The organism is bacterium, from assembly GCA_023135785.1.
Lineage (GTDB): Bacteria > CAIJMQ01 > CAIJMQ01 > CAIJMQ01 > CAIJMQ01 > CAZNJA01.
In genome coordinates, this window is record JAGLSL010000019.1 from 1 (window position 1) to 23,654 (window position 23,654).

The 23,654-nt window shown below is 36.1% G+C and carries 19 protein-coding genes and 1 riboswitch; all 19 genes read right to left on the bottom strand.

Going from position 1 to position 23,654, the window contains the following annotated elements:
* Positions 1-877: phospho-N-acetylmuramoyl-pentapeptide-transferase (mraY, locus tag KAS42_01635; protein ID MCK4904933.1), on the bottom strand; the 877-nt coding region annotated here is incomplete at its 3' end.
* Between the two features lie 238 nt (positions 878-1,115).
* Positions 1,116-2,501 (bottom strand): UDP-N-acetylmuramoyl-tripeptide--D-alanyl-D-alanine ligase, encoded by a 1,386-nt coding sequence (locus tag KAS42_01640; GenBank protein ID MCK4904934.1) that lies wholly within the window; start codon positions 2,499-2,501, stop codon positions 1,116-1,118.
* A gap of 27 nt (positions 2,502-2,528) precedes the next feature.
* Positions 2,529-4,028: a UDP-N-acetylmuramoyl-L-alanyl-D-glutamate--2,6-diaminopimelate ligase gene (locus KAS42_01645; protein ID MCK4904935.1), complete on the bottom strand. Its 1,500-nt coding sequence runs from the start codon at positions 4,026-4,028 to the stop codon at positions 2,529-2,531.
* Positions 4,029-4,091: 63 nt separating this feature from the next.
* Positions 4,092-5,804: a penicillin-binding protein 2 gene (locus KAS42_01650; protein MCK4904936.1), complete on the bottom strand. Its 1,713-nt coding sequence runs from the start codon at positions 5,802-5,804 to the stop codon at positions 4,092-4,094.
* Positions 5,805-5,857: 53 nt separating this feature from the next.
* On the bottom strand, positions 5,858-6,169 hold the full coding sequence (locus KAS42_01655; GenBank protein ID MCK4904937.1) for a hypothetical protein: 312 nt from the start codon (positions 6,167-6,169) through the stop codon (positions 5,858-5,860).
* An 8-nt stretch (positions 6,170-6,177) separates the two neighbouring features.
* Positions 6,178-7,164, bottom strand: a complete 987-nt coding sequence (gene rsmH / locus KAS42_01660; GenBank protein ID MCK4904938.1) for a 16S rRNA (cytosine(1402)-N(4))-methyltransferase RsmH — start codon at positions 7,162-7,164, stop codon at positions 6,178-6,180.
* 43 nt (positions 7,165-7,207) lie between these two features.
* Positions 7,208-7,663, bottom strand: a complete 456-nt coding sequence (mraZ, locus tag KAS42_01665; protein ID MCK4904939.1) for a division/cell wall cluster transcriptional repressor MraZ — start codon at positions 7,661-7,663, stop codon at positions 7,208-7,210.
* A gap of 161 nt (positions 7,664-7,824) precedes the next feature.
* A complete protein-coding gene (locus tag KAS42_01670) occupies positions 7,825-8,625 on the bottom strand; it encodes an ABC transporter ATP-binding protein (protein MCK4904940.1) in 801 nt (266 codons plus the stop codon).
* 8 nt (positions 8,626-8,633) lie between these two features.
* Positions 8,634-9,671, bottom strand: a complete 1,038-nt coding sequence (locus tag KAS42_01675) for an iron ABC transporter permease (protein MCK4904941.1) — start codon at positions 9,669-9,671, stop codon at positions 8,634-8,636.
* Between the two features lies 1 nt (position 9,672).
* Positions 9,673-10,641, bottom strand: a complete 969-nt coding sequence (locus tag KAS42_01680) for an ABC transporter substrate-binding protein (protein MCK4904942.1) — start codon at positions 10,639-10,641, stop codon at positions 9,673-9,675.
* Positions 10,589-11,389 (bottom strand): dihydropteroate synthase, encoded by an 801-nt coding sequence (locus KAS42_01685; GenBank protein MCK4904943.1) that lies wholly within the window; start codon positions 11,387-11,389, stop codon positions 10,589-10,591. Before KAS42_01685 ends, KAS42_01680 begins: the two co-directional genes overlap by 53 nt.
* Before the next feature lie 91 nt (positions 11,390-11,480).
* Entirely contained in the window at positions 11,481-12,386 is a 906-nt protein-coding gene (locus KAS42_01690) for a homocysteine S-methyltransferase family protein (protein MCK4904944.1), read from the bottom strand.
* Between the two features lie 51 nt (positions 12,387-12,437).
* Positions 12,438-13,178 (bottom strand): prepilin-type N-terminal cleavage/methylation domain-containing protein, encoded by a 741-nt coding sequence (locus KAS42_01695; GenBank protein ID MCK4904945.1) that lies wholly within the window; start codon positions 13,176-13,178, stop codon positions 12,438-12,440.
* Between the two features lie 336 nt (positions 13,179-13,514).
* Positions 13,515-13,801, bottom strand: a riboswitch (cobalamin riboswitch).
* A 282-nt stretch (positions 13,802-14,083) separates the two neighbouring features.
* Positions 14,084-17,305: a UvrD-helicase domain-containing protein gene (locus KAS42_01700; protein ID MCK4904946.1), complete on the bottom strand. Its 3,222-nt coding sequence runs from the start codon at positions 17,303-17,305 to the stop codon at positions 14,084-14,086.
* A gap of 265 nt (positions 17,306-17,570) precedes the next feature.
* Positions 17,571-18,929 carry a phosphomannomutase/phosphoglucomutase gene (locus tag KAS42_01705; GenBank protein ID MCK4904947.1) on the bottom strand — a complete coding sequence of 453 codons (1,359 nt, stop codon included), beginning with the start codon at positions 18,927-18,929 and terminating at the stop codon, positions 17,571-17,573.
* Between the two features lie 103 nt (positions 18,930-19,032).
* On the bottom strand, positions 19,033-20,019 hold the full coding sequence (locus tag KAS42_01710) for a ketoacyl-ACP synthase III (protein ID MCK4904948.1): 987 nt from the start codon (positions 20,017-20,019) through the stop codon (positions 19,033-19,035).
* Positions 20,019-21,023, bottom strand: coding sequence for a phosphate acyltransferase PlsX (plsX, locus tag KAS42_01715; protein ID MCK4904949.1), 1,005 nt, complete (start codon positions 21,021-21,023; stop codon positions 20,019-20,021). The genes KAS42_01710 and plsX overlap by 1 nt, the downstream gene beginning before the upstream one ends.
* A 184-nt stretch (positions 21,024-21,207) precedes the next feature.
* Entirely contained in the window at positions 21,208-21,384 is a 177-nt protein-coding gene (rpmF, locus tag KAS42_01720) for a 50S ribosomal protein L32 (protein ID MCK4904950.1), read from the bottom strand.
* A gap of 31 nt (positions 21,385-21,415) precedes the next feature.
* On the bottom strand, positions 21,416-23,509 hold the full coding sequence (locus KAS42_01725; protein MCK4904951.1) for an acetate--CoA ligase family protein: 2,094 nt from the start codon (positions 23,507-23,509) through the stop codon (positions 21,416-21,418).
* Positions 23,510-23,654: the final 145 nt, after the last annotated feature.

Genomic DNA, 23,654 nt, shown 5'->3' on the forward strand with positions numbered 1-23,654 from the left:
ATTCCTGTTTAGTTATTAAGGCTACTACGCCGATAGCCGTACCCAACGGTAATGACCCGACATCACCCATAAAAATTTGGGCAGGTTTTGTGTTAAACCATAAAAATGCCAGAGAAGCGCCAACCAAAGCAGTAGAACAAACTGCCAATTCTCCGCTTCCTGCAATCGGGAGAATCTGTAAATAATTGGCAAACTCGATATGTCCTGTCAAATACGATATAACTGCATATGCGCCTATACATATCATAAGAGAACCTACCGCCAATCCATCCAAGCCGTCTGTTACATTCACCGCATTTGATGTTGCTAAAATTATACATACAGCAAACGGGATATAATATATTCCCATATCAAAGATTAAATTTTTGAAAAATGGAAACTGTAAGTAAGTTCCGTAAACAGGATGGGTGGGATAAATATAAAGATATGTCCCAACCGCAAGTCCGAGTAAAATTTGAACTATTAGTTTGCTTCTTATAGATAGAGCTTTACTGCTTTTGTTTTTTATTTTCAAAATATCGTCAACAAATCCCAATGCCCCCATTACCAACATTGAAATAATGACAAGCCAGATATAAGGATTTTGCAAATCCCCCCAGAACAAAATAGAAACCAGAAAAGATAAAACAATGATAATTCCGCCCATAGTCGGCGTGCCATGTTTATCTTTATGTAAAGCGTTGAGAGTAGAGCAGTATTCCCGCGCGTTCATATCCACAATATTCTTGCTTTTTAATTTTCTAATTAAAACGGGTGTTAAGAACACCGCAAGCAAAAAAGCTGTAACTGCTGAAAAAGCGCTCCTAAAAGTAATATACTGGACTACATTAAAACCCGAAAATAAATTTACAAGTGTATCTAAAAATTTAAGAAACAATTTAATCCCTCCACTATATAAATATAAATGAAATACATTGAAATATCATAGGAATACGATGGAAATAAATTGTCTGCATACTACGTATTTCTATTGTATTTCTACTGTATTTCCATGAACATCCACTTTATTTCTATGTATATCAACTGTATATCCATGTATTTCTACCATATTTCTATATATACCTATGTATTTCCGCTATATATCCACTGTTGTATTTTCAAATATCTCTTAATTTTTAAAATCGGCAAAATTTCTCCATTCCCATGGAACGCGACCCTTTTACTGCCAGTAAATCTCCTTTGCTTAATAAACTTTTAAGTTTTTTCTCTGCCTCATGTTTGTCATGAAAATGCCATGCTTTTTTATTTGCCGAGATATTTTCAGCTGTAAGTTGGGTTTCTGTCCCAACAGCAATTAGAATATCAATAGAAGAATCAGAAATCAATTTTCCCACTTTAATATGTTCTTTTTGCGCATTTTTTCCCAATTCCAACATATCTCCTAACACAAGAATTTTTTTTCCTTTAATTCTAACCTTCTCAATGATCTCAAGTAAATTAATAAAAGACAAAGGATTTGCATTATAAGTGTCATCCAGAACATGCACTCCATTTACTTTATAAAAATTTGTTCTGCCTGACAGCAATTGGATTTTTGGCAAGGTAGAAACAGATTGTTTTATTTCTACCCCCATTGAAAACGCAATAGCAAGCGATGTAAGGATATTGTATATATTCCCTCTACCAGGAAAAGACGTTTTTATTTTTACCTTACCGTTCAGAATAAAAGATGCTCTTCCAAAAGAATCAAAAGTTATTTTTTCCGCGCGAAAATCGCTTTTTTTATTTATCCCAAAAGTAATTATTTCCCCTTTTGTTTTAGAAGCGAAATAAGAGAAGAACTGATCGTCCCGATTTAATATGGAAATTTTTGGTTGCGGAGATATTTTGAAAATTTCGGATTTGGCTCTTGCAATATCTTCCAATGAATTAAAAAATCCTCTATGCGCTTTACCAATATTTGTTATAACCGCAATATTCGGTCGGGCTATTTCTGCCAATCTTTTAATTTCCCCCGCATGCGACATTCCCATTTCAACCACCGCCACATCATGTTTATCGTTAATATTAAATAAAGTAAGGGGCAACCCTATAAGGTTATTATAGTTCTTCTTTGTTCTTAAAACCTTAAATTTTGTAGAAAGAAATGCAGATGTCATTTCTTTTGTAGTTGTCTTACCGCAACTACCTGTTATTGCAACCAATGGGGTATTAAATTTGCTTCTGTAGTATTTTGCAATATCCCCCAGAATTTTAAGAGTATCCGGCACTTGAATTATGAAGTGATGAGTAGTGAGTGACGAGTGGTCTTTGGTCTTTGGTCTTCGGTCTTTGGTCTTTGATATTATTACTCCAATTGCGCCTTTCTTCATAGCTTCAAAAACAAAATTATTTCCATCAAATCTATCGCCCCTAAGAGCGATAAACATTTCTCCTTTCTTCAATTTTCTCGAGTCAGTTGATATGCCTATAATATTGCTCTCAAGAATATCCTGCTTGCATCCTGTCAGAAATATTCTTCCCCCTGTTACTTTAAGAATTTCAGAAATTTTGAGATTCATGTGATTAATTAGAATCGTTTCCTATCTCTAACGGGGTTTACTATCATTAGAAATTAAATGCCTCTTCACAATCTCTATATCGCTAAAAGGGATAACAGTGTCTTTTAAGATCTGACAACTCTCATGTCCTTTTCCGGCGACGAGTAAAACATCGCCTTTGTTTAACATATTAATTCCTTGTTCAATAGCTTTTGCTCTATCAGCTTCTACACACCAGTTACTACCTGAAACTCCTTTTTTTATGTCTTTGATTATCTCTAAGGGGTCTTCAGAGCGAGGATTATCGGAAGTTATGATAGTATAATCCGATTTTTTCGATGAAATTTCTCCCATAATAGGTCTTTTGCCTTTGTCTCTGTTTCCGCCACATCCAAATATCGTTATTAATTTTCCATTCGTAAGCTTTCTGGCTGTTTCAATTACTTTCTCTAACGCATCCGGAGTATGAGCATAATCCACAATTGTCGTTATTGCGTCCTTTTTAAATACTTGGAAACGTCCTGTTACTTGTTTGATATTTTTAAGACTTTCAATAACCGTAGTTATATTCAAACCATCCATGCCGGCAAAAGATATTGCTGCAAGAACATTATAAAGATTAAAATTACCGACCAATGGAACTTCTACTTTGCCTTTATGCCAAGGTGAATTTAGATTAAATGTTGTGCGATTCCAATTAAATTCTATCTCTGAGGCGTAAACATTGTTTGTTTTATTAAAACCGTAAAAAATACACGGCAAATTTGAAATAGGAAAACTTTTTAAAACTTCATCATCGCCGTTTATAATTAAAAATTTATTTTGCTTGCTACTTGAGTAAAGTAAATCTATTAGTCTTCTCTTTGATGAAATATAATCTGAAACCGTGGAATGGTAATCAAGATGGTCTCTTTGGATATTGGTAAAAATACAGGAATCAAATTGGACCGTATCTACTCTCTTCTGCACAAGAGAATGAGAAGATACTTCCATCACTACGGTTTTTACTTTATCTGTCCTCATTTTATTGAAGATTTCATTCAAAAAAATAGGTGGAGGAGTTGTATGAGAAGACGGTATCACTCTCCCCCCCCAACAATAATCAATAGTCCCTATTCTTCCCGTAACCAAACCATGCGATTTGAGAATATTATCAATCAGATAGGAAACAGTAGTTTTTCCGTTAGTTCCCGTAATTCCTATAATTTTCATATGGTTTGTGGGATTACCATAGTAATTATCGGCAATTTTAGCAAGAGCTTCCTGTGTATCTTGAACATAAATATAAGTTATGCCGCCCGCCTGCCAAGATTTGGCGGGCAGGTTAAGAGGCAGTTTGAAGTTCTTATCTATTACAACTGCAACAGCGCCTTTTTTTGTTACTTCCGACACAAAATCATGACCGTCGCGAGATTTTCCCCTTAAAGCCACAAACATATATCCTTGTTTTACTTCCGCCGAATGAGAGGATATTCCTTTAATACTGATATCTTTATCACCTATTATTTTTTCTACGGATATATCTTTTAGAAGTTGTTTAAGTTGCATAAATTTATTCTTTGGTGTTAGTTAGAAGTAACAAATAAAACTCTCGACAAATTCTTGAAATTATTATCTTTTTACAATTGATTGCAAACCTGCCATTTCTGAACTAATTTTGTCTGGCGGAATTTCCAAATACCTTAAAGTTTTCTCCATTATATTTTTAAATGAGGGAGCAGCCACTTGTCCGCCGTAATAAGCGCCTTTTGGTTCGTCTACCACTACTAAAATCAATACTTGAGGATCATTGGCAGGAGCATATCCAATAAAAGAAGATACATATTTTGTCGTGGAATATCCCTCCCCGGGAATATATTTTTGGGAAGTTCCTGTTTTCCCTGCTACGCTGTATCCATTAACAATCGCCGCTTTGCCGGTTCCGGTTTCTACAACATCAACAAGCAAACTTGTTAAAAGCTTTGCGGAATCATTAGAAATTACCCTCCTTTTTACAGTCGGAAATTTTTTCTTAATAATCACTCTATTTTCGTTTGCAATTTCATTCACTATAAACGGTTTTACAAGCACCCCTCCGTTAGCTACAACAGCTACCGCAGAAGCTATCTGTAAAGGCGTAACACCTATCTCTTGCCCATAAGGAATTGCACCTATAGACAGTTTTGACCATTTATTTACATCCCGCAACAATCCATTCACTTCCCCTTCTAAATCTATTCCCGTTTTTTCTCCAAAACCAAATTTCTTTAGATACTTGTATAATTCTTTTTCTCCCATTTTCTGCCCGATTTTCGTGAAAGCTATATTCGAAGAATATAACAAAGCTTCCCTAAAAGTCAGCCACCCGTAAGGATGCACATCACGAATAGTATGTCCGGCAACTTGATATCTACCATTCTCACAAAATATCCTGTCTTTGGGATCGATTATTTTCTCCTCCAATGCAGCAGAAGCCGTGATTATCTTAAATGTGGAGCCCGGTTCATAAAAGTCGGCTATGGCTCTATTTCTGAAAGAAGACGTAGGAAATTCCGAGAATCTATTCGGATCATAAGAAGGATAATTCGCCAATGATAGAATCTTGCCGGTTTTCGGCTCCAAAATAATGGCAACGATTGATGTAGGATCAAATTTTTGTTGGATTTGGGCAAGTTCTCTTTCTACAGTATGTTGGAGAACTCTATCTATCGTAAGATAGATGTCATAACCCGGCTCAAGAACAGCCACTTTCCCACCCAATGTATAAAGGATATTTCCTTTCGCATCTCTTTGTGCCAATTTAAATCCGGATTTTCCTTTGAGATAATATTCATAGTCTCTTTCAATGCCTTCCAATCCGTGGTCAGAGCCAACAAACCCCACGATATTTGCAGCCAATTCACCACAAGGATAAATTCTATTCTTATTCTCTTTCCACTCTATTCCTCTTGTTAAATTTTCCTTGACCAAGTTCAAAAAATCTTCATCCCCGGAGCGATTAAAATATATAAAATTTGCTCCGCCATCAATTCTTTTCTCTATGTTTGACCAATCTTGACCTGAAAGGGTGAAAAGATATTTTAATTTTTCTTTATTAATTACATTGGAAGTTCTTCTCCAAAAAATTTCATAAGAGGGAACATTTAAAGCCAAAGGATTGCCGTTTCTATCAAAAATCCTTCCTCTAGCGGCTTGCGTTTTGATAGTGGTATTGTGTAAATTCTCCGCATCCCTAACAAAATTATCTCCGTTAACTATCTGTAAAGCCACTAGCCTTAAAACAAGTAAAAAAAGCGTACACATGACAACAACAACAACAAGGTAAAGCTTTCTTTTTACGATCATTTTTCTTCGTCTGTAAAAGTTTTTATTTCTAACCCCGTTAGAAATAAATTTCCTTAAGAATCTAATTGGATTTGAACATCAATTGTTCTAATTTGCCAATCTTTAGGGAAATTCATGCCGTTACGCAGAGCCTTTTTTTCTATCCTTGAAGGCGATTTTAAAAATTCCAATTCTTTTTTTAGAATTTCCCTATCTTTCAATAATTTTTTACTAGTTTTACTCTTTCCTGTAATTTCATATTGTAGATTGTTTACAAGAACACGCAAGTGAACAATAAACAAGGCAATTGCCAAAACAAAGAAAATCGTAAGAAAAGTTTTACTATTTGCCTTAAGATTTGTTTTTCCTTTTGTTATTTTTCTCATTTTTTACTTTAATTTGATAATTCATACGGCATAAATTCCATCTCTTTTATAGGCTTTCTAACAAATTTTATTTTTTCTGCTACGCGTAATTTCGCAGAACGCGAGCGGGAATTTTTGATTATTTCCTCATATAAAGGTCTAATCGGTTTTTTTGTAATAATTTTCATCGTTCCCATTTCTTTCGCTGCCTTAAAAGCTCTTTTAACCAGTCTGTCCTCTAGAGAGTGATAAGAAATTGCACAAGCTATGCCTCCATCCGCCAATAAATCAGGGATTTGAGGCAATATTTTTTCTATGGACTCTAATTCTTTATTCACAGCTATTCTAAATGCCTGAAATGTTCTTGTAGCAGGGTCTATTTTTCCTTTACCCTTGCCAAGAGCTTTGCTAGCTATTTCTGCCAATTCGAAAGTGGTTTTTATTCTTTTTTCTTTACGTTTTTGAATTATCCTTCGGGCTATCAACGATGCCCGCCTTTCTTCTCCAAAATCTTTTAAGATTTGATAAAGTTCTTCATAGTTGGCTTGGTTTATCAACTCTTCGCAAATTAGTAAAGACGATGAATCAAATCTCATGTCCAAAGGCCCGTTGTTCTTGAAGGAAAATCCTCTTGAAAAATTTTCGAGCTGAAACGAAGAAATCCCAAAATCAAATAAGATACCGTCTACTTTATTAAGTGTGAGCATCTTAAGATGGGAAGGAAGGTTTAAAAAATCATCATTTATCAATGTAAAATTTTTGCTTATTTTTGCAAGTCTTTTTTTTGCTATATCCAGCGATTTAGCGTCTTTATCCAACCCCACAAGGAAACCTTTTTCGCCGATATTTTTTAAAATTTCTTCGGAATGTCCACCTTCGCCTACTGTGCAATCCACATAAATTCCGCCCTCTTTCAACTGTAAATATTGTAAAATTTCTTTAAGCAGGACAGGGATATGAACAACTTCTTTAGCTCCCGGTTCTTGCTTTTCGGTTTTGAATAATAATTCGTCCATTGTTTAAATAACCTAAAACTACAACCAGGCATCCATCTCTAATTCAAATTCGGAATTCTTCCAATTTTTCGGTAATATCTTCGACTTTATTTTCTGTATTTTTGAAATAATTCTCCCACTTTTGCTTTGCCCATATTTCTATTCTATTGGAAACTCCGATTATAACTACTTCTTTGAGGATTTCTGCATATTCTCTTAGCGGAGAAGGGAAAGGAATTCTTCCTTGCGTATCAATAGTACACAAGGAAGCACCAGAAAACAGGTGGCGTGTAAATGTGCGAGCATCCCGGGCGGTAATGGGCAAGGTTTTGGTTTTGTCTTCTAATTTCCTCCATTCGTCCTGAGGAAAAAGAAAAAGACATCCATCCAGCCCTCTTGATAGAACAAGCTTTTCCCCTTTCTTAAAAGCTTTTCTAAGTCTTGCAGGAATAAAAAGACGACTTTTCTCGTCAAGAGCGTGCCGATATTCCCCATAAAGTTGTTTAGCATTATCCCCCACTTTTCCCCACTCCACACCACAATTATAGAAGAACTCTTCAATCTGTCAAGTGCTCATGTTTTTTTGTGTAAACCAAAAAAAAGATTTGCGAATATTTAATACAACATATAGATAAAATAAGGCTTAAGGACTCAACAAAATGGGGGAATTATTCTCTCCGCTTAAATTGATTGCTTATATTCTTCGGGATGAGGGACAACTAATATATAGGGTTTTCCGGACACAATGCTTTTTTGAACTATAACCGGCGTGTTGTAGACTTCCTCCAAAGTTTGATAAGTTAACACTTCTTCGGGCTTACCGATGCAATAAGTTTTGCCTTCCTTCATAAGTAATAATCTGTTGCAGTATTCGCTTGCAAGGTTAAGGTCATGAAAAATAGCCACAATTGTCAACAAATTCTCTTTATTTAATTTTCTCAATAAATCCAAAATTCTAATTTGATGTCCTATATCCAAATGTGAAGTCGGCTCGTCTAACAAAAGAAGTTGCGGCTCTTGAACTAAAGCGCGTGCTATCGCAACGCGTTGAATCTCGCCGCCACTAAGACTATTGACCAATCTTTCTTTCAATTTAACGGTTTCTGTTAACTCCATTGCGTTTTTAACCACTTCTTCATCGTTTTTATTTTCCAAAAACTGAAAAGTGCTTTTAAGGGGGATTCTGCCCAAGAAAATAAATTCTTCCACGCTTATGTCAAATTCCATATTAAAAATCTGCGGAACAACGGCAATCTTTTTAGCAATCTCTTTGAATTTCATTTTTTCTATATTTACCCCGTCAATAATAACTTCGCCTTTTTTAGGTTTAAGAAGTCGTGTGATTGTTTTAAGAAGAGTGGTTTTTCCGGAACCGTTAGGACCTACAATGCCTAAAAATTCTTTTTTCTCTAACTTAAAACTGACATTTTTAAGAGTAAATCCCGCAGGATAACCACAAAAAATATTTTTTATTTCTAACATTTTATTGCCTATCCAAAAATCAATCTTTTCTTTAGAATTGCATAAATAAACAAAATTCCACCCAATATTCCCGTAATCACTCCTACAGGCAATTCTAACGGAACAATAACAATTCTTGCTAAAGTATCACAAAATATAAGAAACCCTCCGCCTATAATAAAAGCAGAAATATTAAGAATACGATAATCATTGCCGACAAACATCCTTACAAAATGCGGAACTAAAAGCCCCACAAATCCGATTATTCCCACGACAGACACGCTAACCCCCGTAAGTACAGAAGCTATGATAAAAAGGACTCTTTTTGTTTTTCCCACATTTATTCCCAAATGAGTTGCTTCTTCTTCTCCCAAAAGTAAAGCGTTAAGATCAAAACAGAAAAAATAAGACGCAATTAAGCCTAAGATGGATACAAAAACGCTCATCCATATTAAATTTATGTTTGGTTGTTCCAAAGAACCCATCATCCAAAATATAATGCCGTGCAAATTTTCGGTTTTGGAAATAGCCATTAAAAGCATAAGGATTGAAGAGCACACAAAACTTATCATTACCCCACACAAAAGAAGTTCGTGCATTTTAAGTATGCTTCTGTTTATACTTAGGGAATACAATAAGATAATTACAACAATAGCTCCTAAAAAACCTGATATGGGCATAGACATCGTCCCAAAAATACTTGCTATGCCAAAAACAATATTTAAGGTTACGCCTAAAGCCGCTCCGCCGGAAATTCCAAGAGTATATGGTTCAACCAAAGGATTTCTGAAAATCCCCTGTAGGATTACACCTGCCAAAGATAATGCCCCTCCAACAACAAAAGCAAGAATTATTCTGGGCAGGCGAATATCAAAAAGAATGCTAAATTCAGGCGTGCCTTTTGTAGAAATGCCGGATATTATTTCTTTAAAATAAAACCCTCCGGAGCCAATGCACAAAGAAAGAAAGCCTATGACTAAAACGAAAATTAGCATAATAAATATCCAACTCGCCCAACGAACTAATTTTCTCTTCTTATTTTGGGAAATCCCATTAGATCCTGGCATATTAATATCCTATTCCCGGGCAAAAAAGTTCAAATAACTCTTCTAAAGTCCCGACAAAACTTAACGGTGTGGGACTGCAAATATCGTAAGCGGCAAATATATGGATTCTGTTTTGTATAACCGCGTTTATAGTGTCGAATTTTGACCAAGTCCCTTTTTCCTCTTCTGCCAAGATTCCCATATCTATAATAATAATTACATCCGGGTTTTGTTTAACTATATATTCTCTGCTGACAAGCCCGTTTTCCCCTATAGGGCCTACATTAATCCCACCCGCCAATAAAACAAAATCGTTTATCATAGAATCTTTCGTAGCTATCCAAAGCGGATTTGCTCCTATTTGGACGACTACTTTTTGTTTAGATAAATTTTTATTTTTCTGTGAAAGATTTGATAATTTTTCTTCTGCCTTAGAAATAATTGCTCTGCCAATTTTTTCTTTGCCTACAAGTTGCGCCAATTTTAAAAATTGTTCGCAAAGCTGATTGAAATTTTTAACCTCACCAAAAACCGCCACATTTATATTCAGATTTTTCAATCTTTGTATCGTTTTGATATTAGTCAGACTTGTGGCAAGAACGACATCGGGCTTAAGCAGCAATATTCTTTCTAAATTGGCTTCCATAATGGTTCCGATTGTTTCTTTGCCATCAATATCGCAATATATTGTAACCCCTATGATTTTATCTTCTACATCCAAAAGTGAAAGTTGCCTTGTAATCGCAGGTCCTAAAGAGATTATTTTTTTCGGACTTGAATCTTGAGCAAAGAGAGGAGAACTAAGAACCAAGATACAAGCTATAAAATATAAATAAAAGACTATGGCTCTGAAACTATATGCTTGTAAAATTTTTAATCTACATTTTTTAGGCTGGATATTGATAATTGATAATTGATAATTGGTCATTGTTGGAGTGTTATCCCAATCTGCCTTCTCTATAAGCCGTAATATATTCCATGCAATATTCATCTAAACCCGCGACTGCGCGCGCAGAGAGAAGTGTATTCATCATATCCGCCTCTGTCGGGTCGATAATTGCGCCATCGCAACCGGCTTCAATCAACATGGCAAGAAAAACTTTGTTTAAATTATTCCTTTGAGGCAATCCAAAAGATATATTGGAAAGACCGACACAAATATGAACAGACGAAAATTCTTGTTTGATTATCCTTACCGCTTGGAGAATAAACTGCGCCTGCTTCGGTTCCGTGGATACAGGCCTAATCAATGGGTCAATATATATTCTGTCCTGCAAAATCCCTTCGGTTTTTAACAGTTTTATTATTCCTCTCGTAATTTCTATTCTCCTGTCAGAATCTGAAGGCATACCCTTATCATCCATCGTCAATGCCACAACAGCTGTCCCATACTTTTTAACCAGAGGCAAAATTTTCTCAATTCTTTTCTCTTCTGCTGTAATAGAATTAATTATAGTTCCTTCTCTATTGCAAAGCTTAAGCCCCTCTTCAATTGCTTTCTCATTTGTGGAATCAAATACTAAAGGTAACTTCGTAGCTTTGGATACGATATTAGTCAACCAAATCATGTCTTCGACTTCTTTATTAGGATCGCCCCCGGCATTAATATCGATATGAGTAGCTCCCGCTTTTTCCTGTTTGGTCACTTCCGAAACGATAAATTCCTCGTTCCTTTTCCAGACTTCTTCTTTTATTCTTTTTCTGGTCATGTTAATTCTTTCGCCAATTACTGTGAACATACTATTTCCTCCTGCTGTTTGTGAAGTATCCCTCGGCTTTTAAGCTGAGGCTTCGACCTTTTGCAAGGCGAAATCTCGCACCGTCCTGGTGTTACGTCGGGACTGGTGCGCGGACAAAATACTGGTCTACTTTTTCTCTGATTTTTTTTATATGTTCGGGCGTGGTCCCACAACAACCCCCGATAATTTTTGCGCCTGCTCCTATCAGGTCAGGAATAAAAGAAGTTATTTCTTCGGGAGTTTGCGGATAAACAGTTTTTTTATCCTTTATCAACGGAAGACCAGCATTAGCTTTTATCCATAATGGTAAAGATGTAAATTTCTTCATTGTTCCTGCAATATCTATCATATCTTCGATAGTAACCGAACCGCAATTTGCGCCTATGATATCGGGACTTTTTTCTAAAACAGCCTTAACCGCCTGCTCAATAGATAACCCCATCATTGTTGCAAATCCTTTGTGCCCTTTATTGAAACTAAAACTTACACCGACAGGCAACGATGAATTCTTTTTTACTGCTTCAAGAGCGCATAAAGCCTCACCTACGTCGCTCATTGTTTCAATTATTACTCCGTCAGCTTTACCTTCCACAAGCCCTTTGACCTGCTCGGAAAAAACTTCTATAAAATCGGCTTCGTTAAAATTCCCCAAAGGCTTTAAAAGTTCCCCTGTCGGGCCGATAGAAGCAAAAACTAAAGCTGATTTTGCTTCTTCTTTTGACAATTCGACTCCTATTTTATTTATTTCCTTAACATCACCTTTAAAATCGGTTCTCTTTAATTTTAATCTGTTCGCTCCAAATGTATTAGTGAGGATAATATCGGCGCCTGCGTCCCTATAACTTTTTGCAATCTCCTTGACAAAAAAGGGGTTTTCCAGATTCCATACTTCGGGGACATCCCCAACCGCAAGCCCTTTCTTTATTAACTCGGTTCCCCACGCTCCGTCGGCAACCAGAACTTTTTTCTTTTTTAGAAGTTTCCGTAATTTGTTCATAGAACTCATTTTACAATCTTAAATAGTTTTTAACAACAATTAACAATAATACTATTCCAAATCATATAAACTATCATCTGAAGATAAGTCTCCCAAAGACGGGTCATTGACGCTTACATTATATTTTTTCCCTATTGCTTCTACATGACCATCACAAAAATTCACATTTGCAAATCCGCTGTGTCTGAAGTGAACATTTGGCCCAACATAATTGTTGGGATCGTTGGGTGACCGAAGAAAATTATTACCGTCAACAATTCCAGCAACGGTATTGAAATAAGCGCTGTCACAAACGAGAACTGTTTCCGAGGGTTTGAGAACCCGGTTAATTTTTGCACTCATCCTTCCCAGCGATACTCCCTCAAAAGGAGCGATCCCAATGTAGGACGAGTTGTAAGCATATCCGGTATAGGGTCTCTCTGCACCGGAAACTTTAAAAGAAGGACACTGCCATACTTCACCGTTGGGGCAATATAATGATATTATCCCTCCCCTGGTGGCAGATGGATCTCCCCAAACTGTATAAAAATCCCAGCTATTCATCCATGACCAGTCAGGTGCATTATAATACGATGGCGGGAAATAGTTATCATTGTCCTGAGCATACAACATAAAAGACATATATAATTGTCTTAAATTACTCTTACAAACAGCTCCTCTTGCTTTTTCTCTTGCATTATTTAAAGCGGGAAGAAGCATTGCCGCGAGTATGCCGATAATAGCGACAACAACCAGAAGTTCAATAAGGGTGAATCCATTGCGGACTTCGGATTTGGGATTGCGGAAAAACAAACTACTAAAGAATCCATTTCGGATTGCGGTCCGATGACTCCGAAGAGACCGAGTATCGGACTCCTTCGGAGATTGCGCCCACCTGCCAAATCTTGGCGGGCAGGGATTACGGTTCGACGACTCCGTATGAGACGACACGCAGTGTCGGACTCCATCGGAGATTAAGAATTGATTATTAGTTTTAAAATATTGTAAATCTGGAATCCGGAATTTATCTATCCTTAAATTCATCATAACCTTCTCGTTTATGACTTATTTCAAAGACTTAACTTAGTTTGAGAAGGTTTTATAGATTTTTATACAACAAAAATCACACCTTCTTTCCACGAAGAAAGTCTGCAATTTTTTTCTTCCGGCGAATATCCTGACTTAAGGAATCTCTTCCCATTAGAGATAAACGGAAATGCAAGCATTCCCTACCTCTAACGGGACAAGCCTAATCACTCTTGCCTTCCCCCGACCTGTAAAATCAGGTCAGAGTGGCTTACTCAAGAGCTTTCGTCCTCTCCGATGTTTAAATCGGAGTCCGACTTAGCGTCGGACCTCTTACAGTAGCGGGACTGTCACCGATTTTCACGGTGTTCCTCACTCCGAAAGAAAATACTATATTTAATTGTGATGCAATTATAACAGGAAAATTTTAATTAATAAAATTTAACCTTGTCATTCTTATTTCTGTTCTTTTGTCCTTCCCGCCCCTGCTTTCGCAGGGGTAAACTCCCCTTTTGTCATTCCTGTGCAAATTTACCCGCCTCTGGAGGACAGGAATCCAATGATATTATTCTCCTTTAATGTCATTCCTGCGTAAGCAGGAATCTATATCTAATATTTTGTATTGCAAGACCTGATAATATGTTATTTGTTAAATATCAAGATTTGCCCCCTGTCTATCTTAAGAGATTAAATCACATTGCTTCGCCTATTCTTTTGCCCTTTGGATTGTCCAACCAGATAAGATAACATTTAATTTTTTTGTCGGGATAGATTTTCGAAACACCGAGTTTATAATCCCGCATCTGTTTAAGATATTGCTCATTTCTGCTTGAATTGTTATATACAGGCTTGTCCGCCGAGTTTTTGATAGCGGGCTTGCCTGTTTTATAATCTATGACTTCTATCAAATCGTCTCTTATAAGTAGCCGGTCTGTTCTTTTCAAAATCCCGACTTTGGTTTTTTTAAAATAAATAGGTGTTTCAATTTTAACCTTTACTTTATCGTCTAAATTAAAAATGAACTCTAAATCTTTATCCGTTAAAATATCTTTTAATACGGGCTCCAATTTTTCGGCAATTTCTTTTTGTTCTTCCTGACTGCGCGAATACATTTTCTTTGTATTGTCTATCGCGAGACGAATAGTTTCTTCAAGATTTCTTTCGTTTACTTTCCCTATCTTTGAAAGAGCATAATGACAGATTTCCCCCCATTTTAAAATATTTCTTTGTTCGTCCGATATAATTGCTTTTTCCTTTATGGGAATGATAAATTTTTTTTGCTTTGGATAAAAAGCAAATTTCTCGATTTTTACGAAAGATTTTCTTTTCTTTTTCGTAGATTTTTCGCAATCTTGTATGTGTCCAACTTTATAAATATTGTTTTCCATACTTATTTTTGCAGACTTGGTTATAAAATCAAACCATGTTCGTGGCCCGTTCAGAGATTTATCTCTAATGGGTTTCGATAAGCGATTGTTGTCGTAGCCTATTATCCACAATCCTTCTTTGGCTCGGGTCATGGCCACATAAAGATTGTTTAATTCATCGTCATAGACACGTTTTTTCTCGTCCTGAAAGATCTCTTTTTGGAAAAATTTAAGCAGAATATCTTTTCTGTAGTAGATATTGTTTAATGTAAATTCAGCGCTTGTTTTGCCGTATTCAAATACGAATTGGTCGTTTTCTATCCCTTCCATATTCCATACGGTTTCCGGAAGCAATACAACAGGAAATTCCAATCCTTTGGCTTTATGGCAGGTAAGAATTTGCACCCCGTTAATTTCGCTTCCTGAAAATTCTAATGTTTGTCTATACTGTTGCAGATATTCAATGAACGATGACAGAGAATTTCCTTTCTCGTTTTCGAATTTATAGGCAAGTTCCAATAATGCAGAAAAAGCGCCGCTATGTTTATAATGTCCCATGACATTCAACTCCGAATATATAAAGGAAATTAATTCATAGGGGCTGACAAAGTCGCAAATTTCCAATATTTTTTGCAGTTTCTTAGTTGCTTGCCAATCGGGATATTTGTTTTTCAAAGTTTCAAAAAGTCCATAGCCTTTTTTTGTTCTCAATGTTTCTATTCTTTTTTCTTCAATGCAAAATAGCGGTGAAAGCAATGCCAAAGAAAGATAAAAATCCTCGCAAGGATTAGTTAGCCATCTTAGAAGATTTATAACGTCGTAAATTCCTTCCTGATAAATAAGAGACGATTTGGATTCGCTTTTCGTGGGTATTCCGACCTCTTCTAAAATTTTAGAAAGCTTAATGCCTGTTTGGTTTCTGCGTACTAATAAAGCAATATCGTTATAATTATAACCTCTCTTTTTTAAGATTTTTATTGCTTTTATTACTTTTAATCCAGAAGCTTCAGCGCCTTCTTTTTGCCCATATTCGCCAATGTTTTCCACAACAACCCAGCCACCTTGTTCTTGCCCTGAACTCCTGCCCGCTTTGCAGCAATCTCGGTTAGGGATTTGCATGGATTTCATAGGCTGATGTCCAGGAACAGAAGAAAACACGCTGTTAATGAAACTTACTATTTCTTCTTTACTTCGATAGTTTTCGCTAAGACATTCGGATTGTATTTTGCCGGGAAATTTATTTTTTATATGGTCAAATAGTCGGCTTTCTCCGCCTCTAAAGCGATACATAGATTGATTGGGATCGCCCACATAAAAAAAACTATGATTTTGTCCGGCTATGATTTCTTCCACAATCGGTTCCAATATTTCCCATTGAATTATTGAGGTGTCTTGAAACTCGTCTATCAAAAGATGCTCTATCTGGCTTGAAGATTTAAAGTATAGATACTCTTTTGTTTGACTGTTCGACAAAGCTTTTAACGCATAATTTTCAAGATCGCTGAAAGTAACTACATTTACATCTTTTTTCGCATCTTGGAATCTATTGTGGATGGCAAAAAAAAGTTTAAGATTATCAAAGAGAAGTTTGCGATTATTCAAAAGTGCAAATTCTTTCGCCTGACAGTGTATTGATAAGGCTATGCTTTTTAATTCCGGACCTATTCGAGGGTTTTCTTTTAATTTTTTAAAGTAATTTTTATTAAACAGATCCATTATTTCCTCTATCAAATCTTCCTTTGCCCTGCATTTGAGAAGACGCTCTATCGTTTCTATTTTTTTTTCTAAATTTTTATTGTTGCCACAGTCGCCGTTTTTTAAAAGCTTGATGATTTTGAAACAATCTTGTTGTAAACAGACAATATCAATAGAGGGTTTTTCTTCTTTGAAATTTTCAAGTATTTCTCTTATTTCAAGCATGCGGGGAAGCAGTGATAAAAACATGTTTTTTATGGTATTTTTTGTATCGCGATGTTTCTTGCCTAAGACTTCGTTTATCAACGTCTTGTAGCCCGATTTATCTATGGCATTATTTAAGAATTCGTCTATAACTTTGTCGATTAAGATATTCTCTTCAGCTGTTTCTATTATTCTAAAATCCGGCAAAACATCTGCCTGAAAAGGGATTGTTTTTAATATGGAATTCAAAAACGAATGTATGGTGGAAACGTTGAAGTCAGAAAAATTCGAAAGAAGTTGATGTTTTAGACGTCGAGCTTTTTTCGTTATATCTTTAAAGCGGAGTCCAAATGTTTCCGCGATTTCTCTTTCTTCCTCATCTGCCAAATTCCCGCCCCGATATTGTCGGGGTTGCCGGACAGGTTCAATAAATTTTTCTCGGGTGCATAATATGTCTAAGTAACGGACTATGCGCTCCTGCATCTCTCGGGATGCCTTGTTTGTAAATGTCAGTGCGTATATAGATGCAATATTTTCATATTTTAGATACAGGTCCAAAAAACGCAAAGACAGAGTGCGGGTTTTTCCGGTTCCTGCAGACGCTAAAAGAGCTAAATTTGCGTTTGCGTCAAATAGAGTTTTTTGCATGTGGATGGGAAATAGAATTTAGAAATAAAAAGAAATATATTGAAATACATTGTCATTATTCTTGGTTTTTTGCTTTGTTTTATAGTATGTAATTTTTTTAGTTTTCAATCCTTTAACAACATATATCTACCGTATATCTATTTTTTGATTTTTATTATATCTATTGTATTTCCATTGTGTATCTTTATATATTATTCATATTTCAACAGTAATAAACACCATTCCCACCTCGGAGGTGGGAATGGTGGGAATGTCTTCTGTTTATTTATATTTCAACAGTAAGAAACTGATATTCTTCCAGTTTCTTTTTTACTTCGCTCTTTATTTTGTCGAGTTCTTGCTCGTTTTTGGCTTCAAATCTTAAAACCAGCATGGGTTGAGTATTTGACGCCCTGATTAGACCCCAGCCGTTTTCAAAAAGAATTCTCACACCGTCTATATCTATAGTTTTGTATCTTTTTTTGAAGTATCCTTTTAACTCATCAACAATTCTAAATTTTTCTTTTTCGGGACAATCAACTCTTATTTCAGGTGTAGAAAAATATGAAGGGATTTCATCAAGTAATTCAGAAAATTTTTTATCACTTTTCGAGAGAATGTCAAGAAGTCTTAAAGAAGCAAGAATCGCATCGTCAAACCCCAAATAATTGTCCTTAAAAACCATGTGCCCACTCATTTCTCCTGCAAGTAAAGCACCTGTTTCTTTCATTTTTTCTTTGATTAGGGAATGTCCCGTTTTCCACATTATTGCTTCACCGCCATATTTTTCAATATATTCGACTGTTGCCTGTGAGCATTTTACATCCATAATTATTTTAGCTTTAGGATGTCGAGAAAGTATTTCCCTTGCATATAAACATAATAGTTTGTCCCCCCAAACCATTCTGCCTTTATCATCAACTGCTCCTATTCTGTCAGCATCCCCATCATAACCAATGCCAAGATCTGCATTCTGTTTTTTAACCTCATCTATCAAATTTTCCATATATTCAGGTATAGTTGGGTCGGGCAAATGGTTAGGGAAATTACCGTCAGGCTCCAGATAAAGATAAGACGGGTTAATGTTTAATTTTTTCATTAAGGAAGGCAGTATAAAGCCCGCGGTTCCATTACCTGCATCAATTATAATTTTTAAGTTTGTTCTAATATTTGCATTTCTTATAATGAACTGAACATATTCATTTTTAGGGTCTTTTTTTGTAAGATTGCCACTACCTTTCTGGAAACTGTTATCTTCAATAATTTGTCTTAATTTTTGTATTTCGTCGCCATAAATAGAGCTCAAACCTTTACAAATTTTGAATCCGTTATACTCTGCCGGGTTATGGCTACCTGTCAACATTATCCCTCCGGTTTGAGAATATAAATGTATGGAAAAATAAAGAACGGGAGTCGGCAGCGTCCCGACATCTATTACATCGCAACCCGTAGATAAGATGCCCTCAATAAGCGCTTTTGCCAATAAGGGAGAACTTTTGCGGTTATCTTGCCCAACTACTATTTTGTTCCCATATTTATGTAGATAGGTACCAACAGCTTTCCCGATATTTTTTGCTACTTCTTCGGTTAAATCTTTCCCAACCAATCCTCTTATATCATACTCGCGAAAAATATATGGATTCATATAACCTCCTATAGACTAAAGACCACAGACCGAAGACCTTTTAGAAATTTTAGCGTTTTGTTTTTAGTCTATGGTCTTTTGTCTTTGGTCTATCTTTTAAATGCTACCATCTTAAAAGGATAGCACCCCACGTCAATCCTCCACCGAAAGCGTCAAGTAAAATAAGGTCGCCTTTTTTTATCCTTCCTGCCCTTAAAGCTTCATCCAACGCAATAGGGATGGTAGCGGCTGAAGTATTGCCATACTTATTCACATTTATGAATACCTTTTCCTTTGGAATACCGACTCTTTTTGCCGTTGCGTTTATTATTCTAAGATTTGCTTGATGAGGAATAAACAAAGCTATATCTTCGGATTTCACTTTTGCTTTCCGCATTACATCCTTGGCAGCATCTACTAATGATTTTACTGCCACCTTGAATAATTCATTGCCTTGCATTCTTAAATAATGCATTTTTTCGTCTATTGTCTCGTGTGTTGCAGGATTGCGAGAACCTCCTGCAGGTAAATAAAGTAATTTCCCTGCCGAACCTATTGCTCCTAAAGAGAAAGCCAACAATCCTTCGTTTTCACAGTCACAAGATGTTACAACAACTGCGCCTGCGCCATCGCCTAATAAGACGCAAGTTCCTCTATCTTCCCAATTAGTAATTTTAGATAATGTTTCTGTAGCTACTAAAAGAACTTTTTTATATTGTCCTTGACAAATCAAAGAGTGGCATACAACTAACCCATAGACAAATCCCGAACAAGCAGCTGAAATATCCAAAGCCGCCGCATTTTCAGCGCCCAACTTGTCTTGGATTATACACGCAGTAGAAGGAAAAGACATATCGGGAGTAATAGTGGCGACCAATATCAAATCCAGCTCTTTCGGGTCTATGGAAGCGTCCTCAAGCGCTTTTTTAGCAGCTTCTATTCCTAAATCCGAAGTCGCTTGATCTTTTCTTGCAATCCTTCTTTCTTTAATTCCTGTTCTTTCTGTTATCCATTCATCGGTTGTATCAACTATTTTTTCAATATCGACATTGGTAAGAATTTTTTCCGGCAAATACGAACCCACACCTATAATTTTTATATTCTTTGGCATTATGTTTTTGTCCTTTCTTCAATATGATTAGATTCAAAATATTTTTGTATTTCTTTGTTTACACCTGTCTTCACTTCTTTTTCAGCCACAAGAATACTATTTTTTATGGCATTGGGAGAAGATGAACCGTGTGCTTTTATGCAATAACCCCTGGTCCCTAACAAAGGCACACCACCGTAAGAGGCATAGTCCAGCTTATTTTTAAAAGTTTTATATGCATCTTTTATAAAAAATGCGCCTAATTTAGAAAATATTTTTTTATCTATCTCTTTTTTGAGTAAAACCTCGAGTGTTTCGGTAAGACCCTCGATGGATTTAATAAGTATATTACCAACAAATCCGTCGCATATAATTACATCGACTTCACCTGAAAAAATATCTCTGCCTTCAATATTACCAATAAAATTAAGGTCGCTGTCTTTAAGGAGTTCGTATGTTTTCTTAACTGTTTGGTTGCCTTTCGAACTTTCTTCTCCGATATTAATCAGTCCTATGCTCGGATTTTCTTTTTCCATAATCTTTTTCGCATAAATACTTCCCATTATTGCAAATTGGAAAAGATTTTCTGCAGAAGCATCGACAGTTGCCCCAACATCTAAAAGCAAACTTACTCCCTTAGAAGTCGGTAAAGGACAAGCCAACGCCGCACGCTCTATCCCAGATATCAGTTTAAGATATACGGTAGCCGCCGCCACGCAAGCTCCTGTGTTTCCCGCGGTAACTACTGCGTCAACTTCTCCGTTTTTCAACAAATCAATTGCCTTGACTATGGAAGAGTCTTTTTTCTTTCTTATGGCAAATGAAGGGGATTCGTCCATACCCACAACTTCGGAAGCTTGGTAAATAGGAATTTTGAAAGGAGCCTTTTTTAGAAGAGGATTTATTATTTCTTTATCGCCGACAAGAACTATTTCTTCTTTAATTTCTTTAAGCGCAGCCAAAACACCATCTATCACTGCTTGAGGAGCATTATCTCCTCCCATTGCATCAACCGCTATTTTCAATTTGTCCTCACTTTTTTTAACAGAAAACAGACATCAGAAGTCAGAGAACAGACTAAAATAAGTGATAAGTGGTCAGTGATGAGAGAACCTATCCATAACCAAAGGTAGGCGGGATTGAACACTCAACACTGATCACTGAACACTAAAATCTGTCTTCTGTCCTCTGTTATCTGCCTTCTGTGATTTAAGTAATTTCCATAACTTTCCTCTTACCATAATAGCCGCAATTGGGACATATATGATGAGGAAGTTTTAGACGATGACACTGAGAACATTCAATAAGAGTAGGCGCTTTTAGCTTCTTTATGGATTTTCTTTTCCCTTGCTTTGATTTTGATACTTTTCTTTTCGGGACAGCCATTTTAAAACTCCTTTTTAAGTTAAAATCTTAATTAATTTCTTGCGATTCGCAATCTTGCATCTATGACTCTGCCTCCCTTTTCAAATACTAAAAAAGGATTGGCTTCTATTTCTATTATTTCTTCGGAAAAATCCGAAACTAATTGTGAAAGTCTTAAAATCGTGTCTATGACAGATGATATATCTGAAGGTTTTTCCCCTCTTACACCTGTAAGCAAAGGATAAGCAAATTTTGTTTCTTTGAGCATTTCAAGAACTTTTTTCTGCGTAACAGGCACTATTCTGGAAGAAGTATCTTTAAATACTTCTACATACTTGCCTCCTAATCCGAATCTAATCATGTGACCGAATATCTCATCTTTTGAAACTCCGACAAGCACTTCTTTCCCGTTTTCAATCATAGGCTGTAAAGATACGCCTGATATTTTGGAAGTTATTTTTTTTGCTTTAGCCATCATATCCTTGAAATTATTCAACAGTTGGGATTTTTCTATATCCAACCTTACTCCTCCCATGTCAGACTTATGAATAATGTCCTGCGATTCTATTTTCATTACATAAGGCGCAGTTATCTTGCGAGAAGCATTTTCAATTTCTTTTTCATTCTTTATAAGGATATTTTCAATAACGGGAATACCATAGAGTCCCAAAATTTTCAAAGCCAAATTTCCTCCTATTGTATATTGAGATTGGCTTCTTAAATCTTTGATAATTTGGGAAACTTTGTTCTTAGAAACATCAAAATTTTTAATTTTTCCTTCTTTACTTTTTATCCATTGACCATAGTTTTTTAATGCTTCTATGACTCTCACAGCTTCTTCAGGGCTGGAATAATTAGGGATACCGCTTACTTCCAATAGTTTGACTGCGTCTTTTATTTTCTCGTGTCCCATAAAAGATGTAAGGAACGGTTTTTTTATATTTTTATATTCCTCGGCTATCACGCTTGCAATATGCAACGTATTTGTAGCCGACTGGGGAGTTAAAAGAACCAAAAAAGCATCTACATTTTTATCTTTCCCCGCTATTTTTAAGGCCTTGTTATATCTGTCATCTTGAGCATCGCCTAAAATATCTACGGGATTATTGACAGAAGCACTGGATGGAAGCACTCCTTTTAATTTTGTCTTCGTCGCTTCTTCAAGTTTTGCCATATCTAGCGTTGTTTTTTCTATCATATCCGTGGCAAGAATTCCTGCTCCCCCGGCGTTCGTGACTACAAGCACCTTGTTGCCAGCAGGGGGTTTTTGTTTCAAAAAACCTTTAACAATGGCAAAAGCATCTTCGAAAGTATCTACTCTTATGATTCCGCATTCCTTGAATGCAACATCAAACGCTTCGTCTTTTCCGGCAAGCGCTCCCGTGTGAGACGATGCGGCTTTACTGCCCCACTCGGTTCTGCCGGACTTTATCATGATTATCGGTTTTTTCCTGCTCACTTCTTTTGCAACTTCTATAAATCTTTTACCGTTTTCGATACTTTCCAAATATCCGAGAATAACTTTTGAAGTTTCGTCTTCTGCAAGCATTTGAAGAACTTCTATTTCGCTTATATCAGCTTTGTTTCCCAAAGATATAAATTTTGACATCCCTATATCTTTGCCGGTTATTCTGTCCAAAACAGCACATCCCAATGCTCCTGATTGAGAGAAAAACGCAAGGTTTCCTTTGGAGGGATATACCGGGGCAAAAGACGCATCTACTTTCGAATAAGTATCAATGATACCCAAAACGTTAGGTCCTATCATTCTCACGCCATATTTTCTGCATTCTTCAACTAATTTTTTCTCAAGAATAGCACCTTCTTTTCCTGTTTCTTTAAAACCCGCCGAAATTACCACAATCGCTTTAACGCCTTTTTTGCCACATTCTTCTATTGCTTGTAATATGAACTTGGAAGGAATAATAAGAATCGCCAAATCTACTTGAGAAGAGATGTCTTTTACTGATGAAATCACCTTTTTTTCTAAAAGGATTTCGCCTGCAAGTTTAGGGTTTACGGGATAAACTTCTCCGTCATATCCGGCTTTTAATATTTTCTCAAAAACCTGATATCCTAACTTCTGCTTGTTCTCGCTGGCTCCTATGACCGCTATACCCTGAGGGCGAAAAAAATCTCTCATCATAATTTTGTAAGGTTATGTAGTGCTATTTATCAAAGTTTAAATTTTGTTCTGAACCAAGATTACTCTGATTTAAAGCTTTGGGATGTGGATTATATACGATAATATTATCTTTTTCAATTTTATGTAAGAGTCCATAACATATTGG